The organism is Candidatus Omnitrophota bacterium (genome assembly GCA_016929445.1).
Classification (GTDB): Bacteria; Omnitrophota; Gorgyraeia; order JAFGIU01; family JAFGIU01; genus JAFGIU01.
The window spans coordinates 129,696-143,615 of the sequence record JAFGIU010000011.1 but is presented as its reverse complement, the minus strand read 5'-3'; the positions used below and the strand labels follow the sequence as shown (position 1 = coordinate 143,615).

The 13,920-nt window shown below is 55.9% G+C and carries 15 protein-coding genes; 1 reads left to right on the top strand and 14 read right to left on the bottom strand.

Annotation, left to right across the window (positions count from 1 at the left end):
- Positions 1-322: 322 nt before the first annotated feature.
- Together JW937_01670 and JW937_01665 are read right to left on the bottom strand one after the other, a co-directional pair.
- The gene (locus JW937_01670) at positions 323-1,084 is read right to left on the bottom strand and encodes a dihydroorotate dehydrogenase electron transfer subunit (GenBank protein MBN1586119.1); all 762 of its coding nucleotides are present in this window, start codon (positions 1,082-1,084) and stop codon (positions 323-325) included.
- The gene (locus JW937_01665) at positions 1,074-2,000 is read right to left on the bottom strand and encodes a dihydroorotate dehydrogenase (GenBank protein MBN1586118.1); all 927 of its coding nucleotides are present in this window, start codon (positions 1,998-2,000) and stop codon (positions 1,074-1,076) included. Before JW937_01665 ends, JW937_01670 begins: the two co-directional genes overlap by 11 nt.
- A 277-nt stretch (positions 2,001-2,277) precedes the next feature.
- Between JW937_01665 and JW937_01660 the strand changes: the two genes are divergently transcribed.
- A complete protein-coding gene (locus JW937_01660) occupies positions 2,278-3,387 on the top strand; it encodes a hypothetical protein (protein ID MBN1586117.1) in 1,110 nt (369 codons plus the stop codon).
- A gap of 66 nt (positions 3,388-3,453) precedes the next feature.
- On the opposite strand, the gene JW937_01655 is transcribed toward JW937_01660, so the two are convergent.
- The 12 genes from JW937_01655 to JW937_01600 all read right to left on the bottom strand — a co-directional run bounded on the left by JW937_01655 (position 3,454) and on the right by JW937_01600 (position 13,886).
- Entirely contained in the window at positions 3,454-4,704 is a 1,251-nt protein-coding gene (locus JW937_01655; protein MBN1586116.1) for an aminotransferase class I/II-fold pyridoxal phosphate-dependent enzyme, read from the bottom strand.
- Positions 4,705-4,754: 50 nt separating this feature from the next.
- Positions 4,755-6,125, bottom strand: coding sequence for an NAD-dependent succinate-semialdehyde dehydrogenase (locus tag JW937_01650; GenBank protein ID MBN1586115.1), 1,371 nt, complete (start codon positions 6,123-6,125; stop codon positions 4,755-4,757).
- A 36-nt stretch (positions 6,126-6,161) separates the two neighbouring features.
- On the bottom strand, positions 6,162-7,802 hold the full coding sequence (locus JW937_01645; GenBank protein ID MBN1586114.1) for an acetolactate synthase large subunit: 1,641 nt from the start codon (positions 7,800-7,802) through the stop codon (positions 6,162-6,164).
- Positions 7,799-8,494: a lipid-binding SYLF domain-containing protein gene (locus JW937_01640; protein ID MBN1586113.1), complete on the bottom strand. Its 696-nt coding sequence runs from the start codon at positions 8,492-8,494 to the stop codon at positions 7,799-7,801. Before JW937_01640 ends, JW937_01645 begins: the two co-directional genes overlap by 4 nt.
- A 45-nt stretch (positions 8,495-8,539) precedes the next feature.
- Positions 8,540-9,727 carry an L-2-hydroxyglutarate oxidase gene (gene lhgO / locus JW937_01635; protein MBN1586112.1) on the bottom strand — a complete coding sequence of 396 codons (1,188 nt, stop codon included), beginning with the start codon at positions 9,725-9,727 and terminating at the stop codon, positions 8,540-8,542.
- A gap of 115 nt (positions 9,728-9,842) precedes the next feature.
- Entirely contained in the window at positions 9,843-10,388 is a 546-nt protein-coding gene (locus tag JW937_01630; protein ID MBN1586111.1) for a peptidylprolyl isomerase, read from the bottom strand.
- Positions 10,389-10,414: 26 nt separating this feature from the next.
- Positions 10,415-11,632, bottom strand: a complete 1,218-nt coding sequence (gene fabB / locus JW937_01625; GenBank protein MBN1586110.1) for a beta-ketoacyl-ACP synthase I — start codon at positions 11,630-11,632, stop codon at positions 10,415-10,417.
- 9 nt (positions 11,633-11,641) lie between these two features.
- On the bottom strand, positions 11,642-12,154 hold the full coding sequence (gene fabA / locus JW937_01620) for a bifunctional 3-hydroxydecanoyl-ACP dehydratase/trans-2-decenoyl-ACP isomerase (protein ID MBN1586109.1): 513 nt from the start codon (positions 12,152-12,154) through the stop codon (positions 11,642-11,644).
- 210 nt (positions 12,155-12,364) lie between these two features.
- Positions 12,365-12,847 (bottom strand): hypothetical protein, encoded by a 483-nt coding sequence (locus JW937_01615; protein ID MBN1586108.1) that lies wholly within the window; start codon positions 12,845-12,847, stop codon positions 12,365-12,367.
- Positions 12,848-12,859: 12 nt separating this feature from the next.
- Complete coding sequence (locus JW937_01610; GenBank protein MBN1586107.1) at positions 12,860-13,033, bottom strand: hypothetical protein; 174 nt, start codon at positions 13,031-13,033, stop codon at positions 12,860-12,862.
- Positions 13,030-13,368, bottom strand: coding sequence for a hypothetical protein (locus JW937_01605; GenBank protein ID MBN1586106.1), 339 nt, complete (start codon positions 13,366-13,368; stop codon positions 13,030-13,032). Before JW937_01605 ends, JW937_01610 begins: the two co-directional genes overlap by 4 nt.
- 23 nt (positions 13,369-13,391) lie before the next feature.
- The gene (locus JW937_01600; protein MBN1586105.1) at positions 13,392-13,886 is read right to left on the bottom strand and encodes a hypothetical protein; all 495 of its coding nucleotides are present in this window, start codon (positions 13,884-13,886) and stop codon (positions 13,392-13,394) included.
- Positions 13,887-13,920: the final 34 nt, after the last annotated feature.

The window sequence follows — 13,920 nt, the reverse complement described above, 5'->3', positions numbered from 1 at the left end:
CTCCTGGTTCCTGTTTTCTACCACCACGAGACTCTCCCTTCAACCGGCTTCATTTTTGGGGGTCGGGTCAAGGACACTCCGGTGTCTTCGACTCTGTTCACAATGTAGATGCCTGCCATGGGATCCTCCTTATGGTGTGAGGCTGCGTTTTGAACTTTGCTTTGCGCCCCGCACTCCCCGTCTCAGGATGACCCCGGGAGCCGTCGACAGTCAGTTTCCAATCGAAGTATACCTGCGGAAAACATAGAAAAAAGACGGGATGGCAGTATAGAAATGTTTGCGAAAGCAAGAGAAGGTAAGTTTGCGTGAAGCTTTGGAGGGACTAAGCGTTCTCCCATTCACCTGAGGACATCAGACGCCGCTTGCCGAAGTCGGGATTCTGCAGCAGTTCTCTTGCATTGAACACCGGGCCTTCCGCACAAACGCGGACTGTGCCGCAAGCGCACTGGCCGCAGATCCCCATGCCGCACTTCATATAGCGTTCCATGGCTAATTCGCATTCCACCCCAAGCGCCCGCGCCGCTTTCGCGACTAAGACAAGGAACTTCTCCGGGCCGCACGCGCAGATGAGCTTGGCGCGCGTCTTCTTGACCGCAGCCTCCAACCCGTCCGTGGGGAAGCCTTTCACGCCTGCCGTGCCGTCCACTGTGTAAAAATTGACCTGGGGAAAACGCTCTGTATAGAGACGGCTCTGTGCGGTGTTCTCGCCGTAAAGCACGGGGGCATCGGGAAAACGGTCTGCCAAGGGGGCCACGTCGGCAAAGCCCACTCCGCCCGCCACAATCACGCTCTCGGGCTCCAAGCTGAAGCCCTGCCCGTAGGGCCCGCGCACTCCCACAAGCTCCCCGGCTTGAAGGCCTGCGAGGCGTTGGGTAAACTCCCCGCGCTTGCGCACCGTGATCAGGAGTCCCTCTTTATCGTGGCCGGCCACAGTAAAGGGTTTTTCGTTGATTCCGGGCAGCCAAATCATCAGGAACTGGCCCGGCACATATTCCTTCCGGTAATCCAAATGGAGCGTCGTGGTGTCGGCGTTCTCGGCAAAGGCACGCCGTACCTTCACTATCTTCGGCAGATCATTCCCCATGCGCCAGCCCTCTGACATCCTTTAGTGAAGAAACTCCCTTTTCGGCCAAAATTTGAGTCATTTCTCCGGCAATCTGCGCAAAGGCCGAAGGCCCTCCGGACAGCACTGCCGTCCCCACGCCCACAGCGGTTGCTCCGGCCATAATCATCTCGATGGCATCCGCGCCCGTACTCACGCCCCCGGTGCCGATGATGGGAAGTCCCACCTCCTTGGAAAGCTGGTAGGTCGCGGCAATGGCCAAGGGCTTCAGCGCCGGCCCGCTGATCCCGCCAATGCCAAAGCCCAGATACGGACGCCCGGTCTCGATATTGATCAACATTCCCGGGCCCACGGTGTTGACGGCGGTGAGTCCATAGGCTCCCGCCTCTTTGGCTGCCAGGGCCAATTCCACCATGTTGTTGGCTGCAGCCGGGAGTTTGATAAAAACCGGCTTGGAAGTGTGTGCGCAAACAGCCTTCACGATTTCCCGGATCGTATCCGGGTCATCCTGTCTGGCCATTTTGCCGAAACCGGGGGTGTGAGGACACGAGACCGGAATCTCCAAGGCGGCAAAGCCGAGCGGATCAAAGGCTGCGGCCATCTGCGCAAACTCCTCGATATTGGAGCCGATCAGAGAACCGATCACCGGACCGCCGACCCCGCTCAAATCACTGTATTCCTCCACGGCCTTCTTCACGCCGGGATTGGAATAGCCCACCGCATTAATACAACCCGGACCGAAATTGAGAACCGTGGGATTGTTATGGCCCTTGCGCGGATTCACGCTGATGGATTTGATGGTGGCAGCCCCGGCGCCCTCGGAAAATACGCGCTTCAAAATATCCCGCGTAGTCCCGAGTATCCCCGAAGCGAGGATCAACGGGTTTTTCAGGGTACAGCCGAAAATTTCAGTGCAAAGACTGGGTTGGGTGCTCACAGGGCTCCTTCGGAGAGTGAAAGTGAGTATTGAGAAAGTATTCTAGGGCATCGGCCCTGGCAGGTCAAAACCAGATTCGCCACAAGCCTTTTCAGATGGTGGGGACGGTTCTCGCGTAACACGCTGAGCCCAAATAAGTAGGCGAGAACCGTCCCTGGTATCTGCTCAAGCAAAATAGATGGGGCTTGACTGACGTGTATAAACATGTTATTAGTATTTATAAGACTATTAGTTTTATGCATCCGTTGAGGTTACAACCTATTCAAAGGGGGGATCGATGAGTCACAAATTATCATTTAGATCTGCCGCCGTAATTTTGGCGGGCACGGCGCTTTTATTATGTCTATCCGGGTTACATCCAAACCACGCCTTGGCCAAGCGAAAGCCCACGCCGCCGCCTCCAGAACCGGTCTCTTACGTGGAGGCAGCCACAGATTTTCTACGGACTCAGATTGGACCCGTGGGACTCCTGGACAGCTATGTTGAGGATAACGCCGACTATTCCTACACCTATGACAATGCCTTAGCTGCGATGGCCTTTATTTCCGCCGGTGATTTGGATTCCGCCCGGACAATTCTCGATGCCTTTGCACGCATCGGTCCTGATTACAACGGTGGATTTGTACATCGTTACAATAGCATTGACGGTCAACCCGTAGAAGGAATTGCCGGCGTAGGGCACAATGCTTACCTGCTCCAAGCAGTTAACCTTTACTATCTTGAAACACACGACCCTCGTTATAACAACCTGGCCTCGACTCTGGCCGCCCACATCCTTTCTTATCAGGATTCCGATGGGGGCTTGTTCGGAAGGCCTAGTGTTTCGTGGAAAAGTGCGGAAAATAATTTAGCCGGCTACTGTGCCCTAAATAATCTCGGTGTCAACCTGGGGATCAGCGCCTACAAGAGCAGCGCCGCATTGATCAAAAACTTTCTCATTACCGAATGTTGGGATGGCTCCCGTTTCCTTACAGGTGAAAATGACACCATGATTGTTACCGATGTACAGGCTCTAGGCACATTGATCCTGGGAGCAGACTATTCCAACGGTTCCTATTGGATCCAACCTCACACGCTGACCACACGGCGTTATGACCGCAGGAAGAGCATTACCGGTTTTGACATGAACACAGATAAGGACACGGTTTGGACTGAAGGCACATTGCAGCAGTCTCTGGCCTATCTTCTGGCAGGAGACCTCCCCAAGTCCAATGCTTTCAGGTCAGAAGCAGAAAAGCTCTTTCAAGGCTCCGGGGCTCTGCGGCAAGCCAGTAATACGGGCACGTCCGGGTTTGGAGATACTTTTCAACCTTGGCAAGCCGTGGCTCCGACTGCCTGGTATATCTTTGTACACAACCAGGACAATCCTTTTGAAATTCTGAAGTAGTCCGCTTTTGACGGGGGTAGCCCCTTAGGAGGAGAAAAAAACGCATCCACACCGGATGCGTTTTTTTTATTCGGTGGGAAAGGCGCGCCGGATCTGGCGCACAGCCTGGCGCAGGCGAGCCTCGTTTTCAGTGAGGGCAATGCGGAGGTAGCCTTCCCCGTCTTCGCCAAATCCCCTGCCCGGCGCTGTAGCCACTTCGGCTTTGGCCAGGCACTGCATGGCAAACTCAATCGAGCCCATCTCGCGATAGGGCTCCGGAATCCGGGCCCAGACAAACATACTCGCGCGCGGCTTTTCCACGCGCCAGCCCGCGCGGATCAGACCTTCGAGCAGGCAATCCCGGCGGTTCTCATAAATCTTGGCTTGCTTTCTCATATCTTCGTCGCAATGCCGCAGGGCAATGACTGAAGCAATCTGAATGGCCTGGAAAATTCCGTAATCGTAGTAGCCCTTGATCGCGCCCAGCAGCTTGACCATATCCGGGTTGCCCACCACAAAACCAATTCGCCAGCCCGCCATATTAAAGCCCTTGGAAAGCGTCATGCACTCGACCCCGACGTCCTTGGCGCCTTTGGCCTGCAAAAAGCTGGGCGCCTGGTAGCCGTCAAAGGTCGTCAGCCCATAAGCAAAGTCCTGCACCACGTAAAACTTGTGCTGTTTGGCCAGCTTGACGATCTCCTCAAAAAAACCGAGCTCTACGGTGCGGGCAGTTGGATTGTGAGGGAAGTTGAGAATCACGATTTTGGGTTTGGGCGAAACCGTGCGGCAGGTGTCTGAGATACTTTTTAGCAGGGCCTCTTCACCGCCGTTCATGGTTACGCCAATCACATTGGCTCCGGCAATGACCGGGCAATAAATATGGATGGGAAAGGTCGGGGTCGGCGTGAGCGCCACATCCCCCGGGCCCAAGGTGGCCAAACATAAATGGCTGAAGCCCTCTTTGGAGCCGATGGTGGCAATGACTTCAGACTCGGGATTCAGGCCCACACCCCAATGCCTCTCGTAAAACTGGGCCAGGTCCCGGCGAAGATTGAAAATCCCTTGGGACACAGAATAGCGCTGGTTGCGCTTCAGGGCAGCCGCCTCGCAGAGCTTGTCCACAATAACCTGGGGTGTCGGGTCATTGGGGTTGCCCATTCCCAGGTCAATGATATCCACCCCGTCCCGCCGCAATTTGGCCTTGAGCGCATTGATCTTCCCGAATAGATAGGGCGGCAACCGGTGCATGCGCGCGGACGCCATGGCCGGCAAATCCACAGCCAGCAGAGATTCCGCTGAAGGGGTGAAATTCACAATGTCTGGGTCTGAATCCGTCATATTCGCTATTTCCCGTAGTTGGAGTAGTTTAAGGCTTGCCCAGGGGCGGGTCAAGCGGCGATATAGACGGTCTTGATGTTGACAAATTCCCGGATGCCGAAGCTGGAGAGCTCCCGGCCATAGCCGGATTCCTTGATTCCCCCAAAAGGCAGGCGGGGATCGGATTTGACGTAGGAATTGACGAAGCAGCATCCGGCCTCGAGCCGTCGCGCGGCAATCTCTTCCCCTTTCCCGGGGTCTGCAGTGAAAACCGCAGCCCCCAGGCCAAAGACCGAGTCATTGGCCACTTCGATGGCCTCCTCCGTGCCCGTGACCCCGATAACGGCGGCCACAGGCCCGAAGGTCTCCTCTGCGTAAAGGGACATGCCCTTTTTCACATCGGTCACGACCGTGGCCGGGTAAAAAGCGCCCGGGCCTTCGGGAAGGGTTCCACCCAATAACAGGCGGGCTCCTTGGGCCAGGCTGCGCACCACTTGGTCATGCAGTTCGTTGCGCAGGTCCACACGCGCCTGGGGTCCCAGAGTGGTCTCCTCCTCCAGGGGAGAGCCCATCACCGAGGCTCCCATATTCCGCACCAGCAGCTTTTCAAAACGCTCTTTGACCGGCTCCACCACAATAAAGCGCTTGGCAGCAACACAGCTCTGGCCGCCGTTGATCAGACGGGAGGCCGAACAAGCCGCAGCCGCCTTTTCAAGGTCCGCGTCTTCAAGGACGAGGTACGGATCCGAACCCCCGAGTTCCAGCACAGTCTTCTTGAGCGCTCTGCCTGCGCTGGAGGCCACAGCCCGCCCTGCAGGCGTGCTGCCCGTCAGAGTGACCGCCCGCACCAAAGGGTGCTGAATCGCGGCCTCGACCTTGGAACTCCCGATCATAAGGTTCTTGAACAGGCCCTTGGGAAAACCGGCCTCCAGGAAAATCTCTTCTATTGCCTGTCCGCAACCGGGCACATTGGAGGCGTGTTTGAGCACTCCGGCATTGCCCGCCATGAGCGCAGGCGCGGCAAAACGGAAGACCTGCCAGAACGGAAAATTCCAGGGCATGACAGCCAAGACCACACCCAGGGGCTCATAGGCGACAAAACTCCTGGCCGCATCACTGGCTACGGGTTCGTCCTCCAAAAAACTCTCGGCCCGCTCCGCATAGTACTCGCAGACCCAGGCGCACTTTTCGACCTCGCTGCGTCCCTGGACAACGGGTTTGCCCATTTCCACGGCCGCCATTTGCGCCAAGTCTTCAGCCCGCGCCCGGAGAACCGCCGCCGCCTTGCGCATGGGGATGGCCCGCTGTTCAAAAGGCACCCGCCTCCAGGACTGAAATGCCGCATCCGCGGTCTCAATGGCCGCCCTCACTTTTTCCGGGCTGATTTCTTCAAAGCTCTCGAGCTTCTCCCCGGTGGCTGGATTCAGAACTTCAAGCGGCATTTCGCCTCCTTCGCGGGAATGACAGTCCTGTGTCCCTTATAGAGAACACGTTCGTTCCTTAAGCACCGTGGTCAAAGTATGCACATTCTCCGAATAGTCCACAGGCACTTCCAAAATACTCACACCCCTGGAGTCCAGGAGTTTCTGCAAGCTTGGCTTCAACTCTTCGGCGGAGTGGAGTCGCTGTCCTTTGGCCCCATAGGCTTGGGCGTATTTCACAAAATCCGGATTCCCGAAATCGAGCCCCCACTCGGTATAACCCAGACCCGATTGCTTCCACTGGATCATGCCGTAGCCGTTGTCGTTGAGAATCAAAATGGTCAAATCCAAATTCAGCCGGACCGCTGTCTCAAGTTCCTGAGAGTTCATCATAAAACCGCCATCCCCGCACACCGCCACCACCTTGCGTCCGGGATAGACTAATTTCGCAGCCATGGCCGAGGGCAATCCCGCTCCCATACTGGCCAAGGCATTGTCCAGAAGAACCGTGTTGGGTTCATGAGCTTTGTAATTGCGGGCAAACCAAATTTTGTACATCCCGTTATCCAAGGCGAGGATTCCGTCATCCGGCATGACTGCGCGCACATCCGCAACCAATCGTTGCGGCAGCAACGGAAACCGTTCGTCAACGCTTCCCTCCGCCACATGGATCTCCACCTCTTTTTTGACTTTCTTGTAATAGCTGAAGTCCCAGTGCTTCTGCGGTGTTAACGCCTCGCATAATTGCCACAGGCTGTTGGCCACATCGCCGACCACCTCACACTGGGGGAAATACACGGGGTCGACTTCCGCAGAGGAAAAATTGATGTGGACTACCTGGGTTCCTCCGGGCTTCATGAAGAACGGCGGCTTTTCCACCACATCGTGTCCCACATTGATAATCATGTCCGCGCGGTCCAAGGCACAGTGGAGGTAGTCTCCGTCGGAAAGCGCGCAAGTGCCCAGGAAAAGCGGATGCCGTTCGTCGATTACCCCTTTGCCCATTTGAGTCGTACAAAAATAGAACCCGGTTTTGTCCACCAGTTGGCGCAGGGTCTTGGACGTCATTTTACGATTCGCGCCCGCGCCGATGACCAGCAAAGGGTACCGGGCTGATTGAATCAGGTACGCGGCCTGGACCACTGCTTTTGCTTCCGCAACCGGGCGGCGGATGCGACGGGGTTCGATCACAGGTTCATCGCTCTCTTCAGCGGCAATGTCTTCGGGCAACTCCAAATGCGTGGCCCCGGGCCGTTCCTCTTCAGCCAATCTAAAGACCTCTCGGACGCGGGACGGAATATTGTGGGCAGAGACAATCGAACGGGTGTATTTGGTCAAAGGCTTCATCATGCCCACCACATCCACAATCTGAAACTGCCCTTGCTTGGAGGTCTTGACAGGCTTCTGCCCTGTGAGCATGACCATGGGCATGCCTCCGAGCTGGGCATAAGCGGCCGCGGTCACCAAGTTGGTTGCTCCAGGGCCTAAGGTCGACAGACAAACCCCGGCATGGCCTGTGAGCCGTCCGAGGGTTGCAGCCATGAACCCGCCCGCCTGCTCATGGCGGCAGAGAATAAGTTGGATGGAAGAGCTGCGCAAAGACTCCAGAAAATCCAGATTTTCTTCCCCCGGTACACCAAAGACATACTTCACGCCTTCGGCCTCCAGGCATTTGACAAAAAGGTCGGAAGCTTTCATTCCGTGTATTCCTCCAGTAAGCGCATAAGTTCCTGGGCAGACTCCGGAACCACTTTGATCTCTCCCCCAAAAATCGCCTCAGCGCTGACCGGATCCAGGCCGTAAAAAACCGCATTGGCCTCATCGTTGTGGTGGAGCACCGCCCCTTCCAAGGCTGCCCCGGCAAAAAGTCCTTTGGTACGCGAATAGGCGAAAATCTCCGACTGAAGCAGGACATCCGCGCCCACCTCCGCATGCCTTCCCACAGGCCCGGCAGCCACCGAAGCATCCGCTCCCAGAGTCAGTTTTTCCTCAGCCATGCGGGCCACACTGCTGGGGCTCTTGAGCACCAACACAATATCCGCAGCTTCCACCCCGGCTTGCCAGCCGAAACTCCCGCCCGAGAGGTACACAAAAACCGGCGGGCTCCAGAGATCCTCCGCCCGCCGCACGCACAGGACCCCGCTCCCGTGCCTCAAGCCCACCATAAACCCGGCCTTGATAAGCTGAGGGAAGATCACCACCCCATAAGCGTTGGACAAAATCCCTCTGGGAATCCCTTCCTCGGGCATCTCCAGGCTTTCACGCAAGACTTCCGCGCACTCACGCACCTTTTCATCCCCTTCTCCTTCGGCCGGGGCAAGACCGGGAATACAAAACACAACCACAGAAAGAATGACGACCAGCCGGACCAACCTGGAAGCACAGTTCATGGAGATCCTCCGCAACTTAAGACCGCCGTTCTTGACGCGCCCCGATTATAGCACTTTGCGCGCGATCTCCTGTGCAATGGCCAAAGAAGCTGTCGCTGCGGGAGAAGGGGCATTGTACACTTGCAAAGCCCTATTCCTCTGGGAGATGACAAAATCCTGAACCAAAGAGCCGTCCGGAGCCACGGCTTGGGCCCTCACCCCGGCTGGAGAAGCCTGAAGATCTCCCAGGACTAAAGCGGGCACAAGCTTATTTGCCTCGCGCAAAAACGCCCGTTTGCTCCAGGAGCGTTTCATTTCCGTGAATCCCGTTTTCCAGTATTTGCCCGCCATTTTCCAGAAGGTCCGGTCCCCAAGCATCTGCGCCAGATCTTTGGCTGAGATATCGGAGCGCTGATAGCCTTCACGCTTCCAGGCCAATACGGCGTTAGGCCCCAAAAGCACCCTCCCGTCCACCGTCCGTGTCAGGTGCACCCCCAGAAAAGGCAGTGCGGGATCGGGCACGGGATAGATGAGCCCGCGCACAAGGTCCCGGCGCGTGACCGGAAGTTCGTAGTACTCTCCTCTAAAAGGAATGCTTGAAACCGGCGGCATGTCTCCTGAGAATTTCCCCATACGATTGGCGTGAAGACCTGCGCAATTAACCAGAGTCCGGGCCTCAATGGACCGCTCCCCACTGGAGATCACCCATGCGTGGCTTCGCCGGGTCAAGGTTTCCACTTTGGTGTTAAGAGAGATCTCCCCCCCTGCCTTTTGAATCTCCGAAGCCAAAGCCTCCGCGATTTGGGAAAAACTGACAACTCCCACCCGCGGCAAGTGGATGGCCCGGATTCCCCGCGCCTCGGGCTCGATTTCAGCCAAACGCTCAGGGCCGATAAGCTCTATTTCGCCAATTCCGTTGGCCCGGCCCCGTTGGTACAGCGCTTCCAATCGCGGGATTTCTTCTGCCGAAGTGGCGACAACGACTTTTCCGCAGCGTTCCATTTGCAACCCATGTTTCTCGCAGAAGTTCTCCATCAGGCGCACTCCGCTCACACAGAGCTGTGCCTTCAAAGACCCTTCCTTATAGTAGACGCCCGAATGCAGGACCCCGCTGTTGCGGCCGCTTTGGTGCAGAGCTAAGGCGGATTCCTTTTCGAGCAGAAGAAGTCTTAGGGAGGGTTTTTGTTGAAGAAGCGCGCGAGCTGCGGCAAGCCCCACAATGCCCCCGCCGATAATAGCTACGTCATAAATCATAATGATACGGAAAAAAAAAGGCCTTCACGGAATTCGGAAGACACCGTGTTAGGGTATCTTCCTCCTCCGCAAAGACCTCATAAAACCTTACGTCCAAGACTTTGCCTTCGGCGCTTTATTCGCCCGGAGTCACACTCAGGACCTTGACTTCGAATTCCAACGTCTTCCCCGCCAGCGGGTGATTCAAATCCAGCTTCAGAGCCTCATCACTTATTTCCGCAATCTGGGCATGAAACGGCCGACCGCTGTCGTCCTGTCCCGAAAGCAACATCCCCACTTCCGCCTCCAAACCCGGTTCGAGTTGGTCCTTTTGGATCTCCAAAAAAGCCCCAGGGTCCACCTGGCCATACCCCTCGTCCGGAGAGACTTGGACCTGCTTGCTCTCCCCTTCCTGCATGCCCAGCAATTCCCGCTCCAGCCCGGGGATGAGTTCTCCGCGGCCATGCACATAGGTGAGAGGCTCGGCACCCACTGAGGTATCCATCACCCGGCCTTCCACCTTGAGGGTGTACTCAATCGATACTTCCGAACCGTCCGCGACAGCCATCGGTGTTTCCTCCGTGTTTACTCCCTGATCCGCACTGGCAGTGGAAAAGCCGATGACGCAAAAGCTCAACAGCAAAAATCCAAAAGCCATCCCAAAGACACTACGAGACTTCAACCGATTGTCCACATATTCTCCCCGGCTTATTCGGACGGGCGTTCAAACACCAAGGAGGCATTGGTGCCGCCAAATCCAAAGCTGTTTGACAGCACGCGAGTAAGCTTTACGTTATCTCTTCTCTGTGTCACGATCGGAACCCCTTCGGCCCGGGGATCCAGATTCTCCACATTGGCCGTACCCGAAATAAAGTTCTCCTCCATCATCAGGAGGGAATGGATGGCTTCATGAACTCCGGCAGCCCCCAGGGAATGCCCGTTTAAAGACTTGGTGCTGCTCACAGGCGGAACCTCGGCCCCGAAAACTTCTCTTAGCGCCTCGATCTCTTTCATGTCCCCGACCGGAGTGGAGGTGCCGTGCGCATTGATATAGTCGATCGGTCCCTTGACTGTCGCGATCGCCTGCCGCATGCAGCGAATCGCGCCTTCGCCCGAAGGCTGAACCATATCAGAACCGTCCGATGTAGCGCCGTAACCCACCAGCTCAGCGTAAATTTTGGCCCCGCGCCGGATCGCGCGTTCTCTTTCTTCCAAAACCAGGATCCCAGCGCCGCCGGCAATAATAAATCCATCCCGGTCCGCATCAAAGGGACGCGAGGCGCGCTCCGGTGTGTCATTGTATTTTGTGCTCAATGCCCCCATGCTGTCGAACATCATGGCCAAGGTCCAGTGTTCCTCTTCCGCTCCCCCGGCAAAGACAATCTCCTGTTTGCCCAATTGGATTTGTTCCATGCCCACGCCAATACAGTGCGCACTCGTGGCACAAGCGGAAGAAAGGCTGAAGCCCACACCCTTGGTCTTAAAGGAGGTGGAAAGACACGCAGCAACCGTGCTGCTCATTGTGCGGGGCACCACATAGGGGCCCAAGCGCCGGATCCCTTTTTCGCGCAAGGTATCCGCAGCCCAAACCACATTCTCGGAGCTCGCGCCCCCGGACCCGGCAACCACACCTGCCGACGGACTCGTGACTTCCTCTTCAGAGAGTCTCGAGTCCTCGATTGCCTGCTGCATAGCCACATAAGCGTAAGCAGCGGCATCCCCCATAAATCTCTTGAGCTTTCGATCCACCAATGCATCCAGGTCAATATCCGGCCAGCCGGCCACCTGGCTTCGCAAACCCATCTTGTTGTATTCTTCCTCAAACCGGATACCCGATTTCCCCTCTTTCAGGGATTGAGTGACCGCCTCCTTGCTGTTGCCCAGGCAAGAAACGATGCCCATCCCTGTAATCACCACTCGTCTCATAATCTGTCCTCAAAAACCTTCGGTTGAAGTGAAGAGTCCCACGGTCATTCCCTCGGCAGCGTAAATTTCCCTGCCGTCCACGGAAAGGATCCCATCGGCAATACCCATTGTCAGCTTGCCGGCAATGACCCGCTTAATGTGCACATGATAACTCACCAAACGGGCTGAGGGCAAAATCTGCCCTCTGAACTTGACGCCTTTCACACCCAAAGCCCTGCCCCGGCCGCGATGCCCGACCCAGGCCAGGTAAAAACCCACCAATTGCCACAGAGCATCCAAGCCCAGACTCCCGGGCATCACCGGATCTCCTTTAAAATGGCACTTGAAAAACCACATATCAGGCTTCATATCCAGCTCGGCCCGGACCTCCCCCTTCTTATACTTGCCGCCTGTATCGTTCACCTCCGGAATCCGGTCGATGAGTAACATCCCAGGAAGAGGCAGGGTCGTAAAATCCTTGCCGAACATGCGGCCTTCCGCGCATTCCAGGACCTGCTCGTAATCAAAGGAATCCCGTTTCATAGCCTCCGCTTATCCCGCAACTTCATCCCGCAACTTAAGATAGAAAATGACCGCTGAACCACCGGTGCTTCAGCGGCGCGCCGGCCCAGGTCCGGGCCCCGGTTGGTCGGCAATCTCCCAAACATGATAAAACACATGACCTTCGGCACCAAGCACTATTTTGCGCAGAGTTTCATCATTTCCAAGCTGCTCCGGCCCAGCCAGCAGCCCCTAGTAACGCAAATAGCTGCGTTTCCTCCTCAGCTGGGTTGAAAACAAAATGAGAAAGGCTAAATATCCCATCAACGGAAGGATCATTCCCCATTTCTCCGGAGTGGGGTACCAGGGAGGCGTCTTCAGAATGATATGGATTGCCAGGACATTTCCAAGAGCCGCCAAAATGACCCAGGTCATGCCCAGGCCCCACACCCAACGCTTGAGCCTCAGAAGGGCCATACCTACGATCACCGGAAGCACGACAAACACTGCTGCATGGAAACTCCACTCCACGGGATAAGGGACTACCAAAGCCAAATATCCACGATCGAGGTACCCCAAGAAAAAATAAGCCAGGCTCAGGGGCGCCAAAAGAAACAGGCACAGAGAAAGAATCACGAATCTCTTGGGTACAGATAGCCGGCCCAGATTGGCGCCACAGTGCTTGCACACGATCGCCCCTTCAATGATCTCTCCTTTACATACCGGACAAATCATGGACACCCCCTGTCAATATTGGCTCGCGCAGGAAAACAGACACAGACCCAAGAAGACCAAGGCTGCGATGAGCGCCAGACCCAGTTTCATGAGAGGGCCTAAGGTGCTGCGTCCCAATCCCTTGATAGTGATCCAGACTAAAACGGCAAACCCGATAATCAGCAGGACCGGGGCAGCCTGGCTCATCGGACATTCCCGCAGTTCTCACAAGTCGCCTTGTTCTTTGCGGTGAGTTCTTTACAGAAGGGACAGGTCACCCTCTCGGCCGGCCTGTCCGGAACCACCGGTTTTGCCAAGGTCCCGGCTTTGTCTGTCTGCGTCGGGATCGCGTTGACCGAAGCGGGTTTGAGTATCCCGGCGGCTGCGCCCGGCGATAGTACAGACAATTTGGCGTCAATACTTCTCAGCAAAGAAACACTCTCGTTGATCTTCCAATACCAACAGGCCAATTCACGAAAAATTAGCAGGATGACAAGAAGAACCATGAGCACTGCAATCACAACGGAAAAGGCGCCGTACATAGATCTCCTCCGGATTTAATGAGTTATTGAGAATCTGGTTCTGAACCAGGGCCTTCGTTCAGATATCTTTCCGTGTAATAGTCCCTCAAATCCTGGGGTGAGTGGTCATAATGCAGAAACCGGTGCCGCCAGAGCTTGTCCCGTTCGCACTCTTCAGGCGACTTGTTCTGGATAGGGCAGTATCGTCTCTCGAGTTCATTGGCAATGGCCAGACTCCAGTGCAAGGTGCCATTGGCCCACTCACAGTATTCACACCAAAGTTTGTCCACCAGGGTAAGATGAACGAGCTTGTGCCGGTCAAACGCGAAGAAAGGTTTGGGATTGATAAAAGGCTGGTTTCGGATCCAAAAATAGGATTTATTGAAGAACCAGGCAAAAACATAGAGAGGAACCAGAACAATCATAAAACAGAGAATCATCAACATCCCGAGCCTGGGGCCCACGAGGCCCAAACGCTGTTTACGGCCGGCGACTTTATTCAGCTCCTTCAGATATCCCTGGATACTGACCTTTTCCATGGGCCCCTCCTTGGCTCCTACTGCACGGACTCTG

What these genes read in the sequence shown, in the direction of transcription:
- lhgO (MBN1586112.1), bottom strand. Translation starts at nt 9,727, where the DNA reads ATGATTTATGACGTAGCTATTATCGGCGGGGGCATTGTGGGGCTTGCC.
- JW937_01610 (MBN1586107.1), bottom strand. Translation starts at nt 13,033, where the DNA reads ATGAGCCAGGCTGCCCCGGTCCTGCTGATTATCGGGTTTGCCGTTTTA.
- fabB (MBN1586110.1), bottom strand. Translation starts at nt 11,632, where the DNA reads ATGAGACGAGTGGTGATTACAGGGATGGGCATCGTTTCTTGCCTGGGC.
- JW937_01640 (MBN1586113.1), bottom strand. Translation starts at nt 8,494, where the DNA reads ATGAACTGTGCTTCCAGGTTGGTCCGGCTGGTCGTCATTCTTTCTGTG.
- JW937_01650 (MBN1586115.1), bottom strand. Translation starts at nt 6,125, where the DNA reads ATGCCGCTTGAAGTTCTGAATCCAGCCACCGGGGAGAAGCTCGAGAGC.
- JW937_01660 (MBN1586117.1), top strand. Translation starts at nt 2,278, where the DNA reads ATGAGTCACAAATTATCATTTAGATCTGCCGCCGTAATTTTGGCGGGC.
- JW937_01645 (MBN1586114.1), bottom strand. Translation starts at nt 7,802, where the DNA reads ATGAAAGCTTCCGACCTTTTTGTCAAATGCCTGGAGGCCGAAGGCGTG.
- JW937_01605 (MBN1586106.1), bottom strand. Translation starts at nt 13,368, where the DNA reads ATGTACGGCGCCTTTTCCGTTGTGATTGCAGTGCTCATGGTTCTTCTT.
- JW937_01655 (MBN1586116.1), bottom strand. Translation starts at nt 4,704, where the DNA reads ATGACGGATTCAGACCCAGACATTGTGAATTTCACCCCTTCAGCGGAA.
- JW937_01600 (MBN1586105.1), bottom strand. Translation starts at nt 13,886, where the DNA reads ATGGAAAAGGTCAGTATCCAGGGATATCTGAAGGAGCTGAATAAAGTC.
- JW937_01615 (MBN1586108.1), bottom strand. Translation starts at nt 12,847, where the DNA reads ATGATTTGTCCGGTATGTAAAGGAGAGATCATTGAAGGGGCGATCGTG.
- fabA (MBN1586109.1), bottom strand. Translation starts at nt 12,154, where the DNA reads ATGAAACGGGATTCCTTTGATTACGAGCAGGTCCTGGAATGCGCGGAA.
- JW937_01670 (MBN1586119.1), bottom strand. Translation starts at nt 1,084, where the DNA reads ATGGGGAATGATCTGCCGAAGATAGTGAAGGTACGGCGTGCCTTTGCC.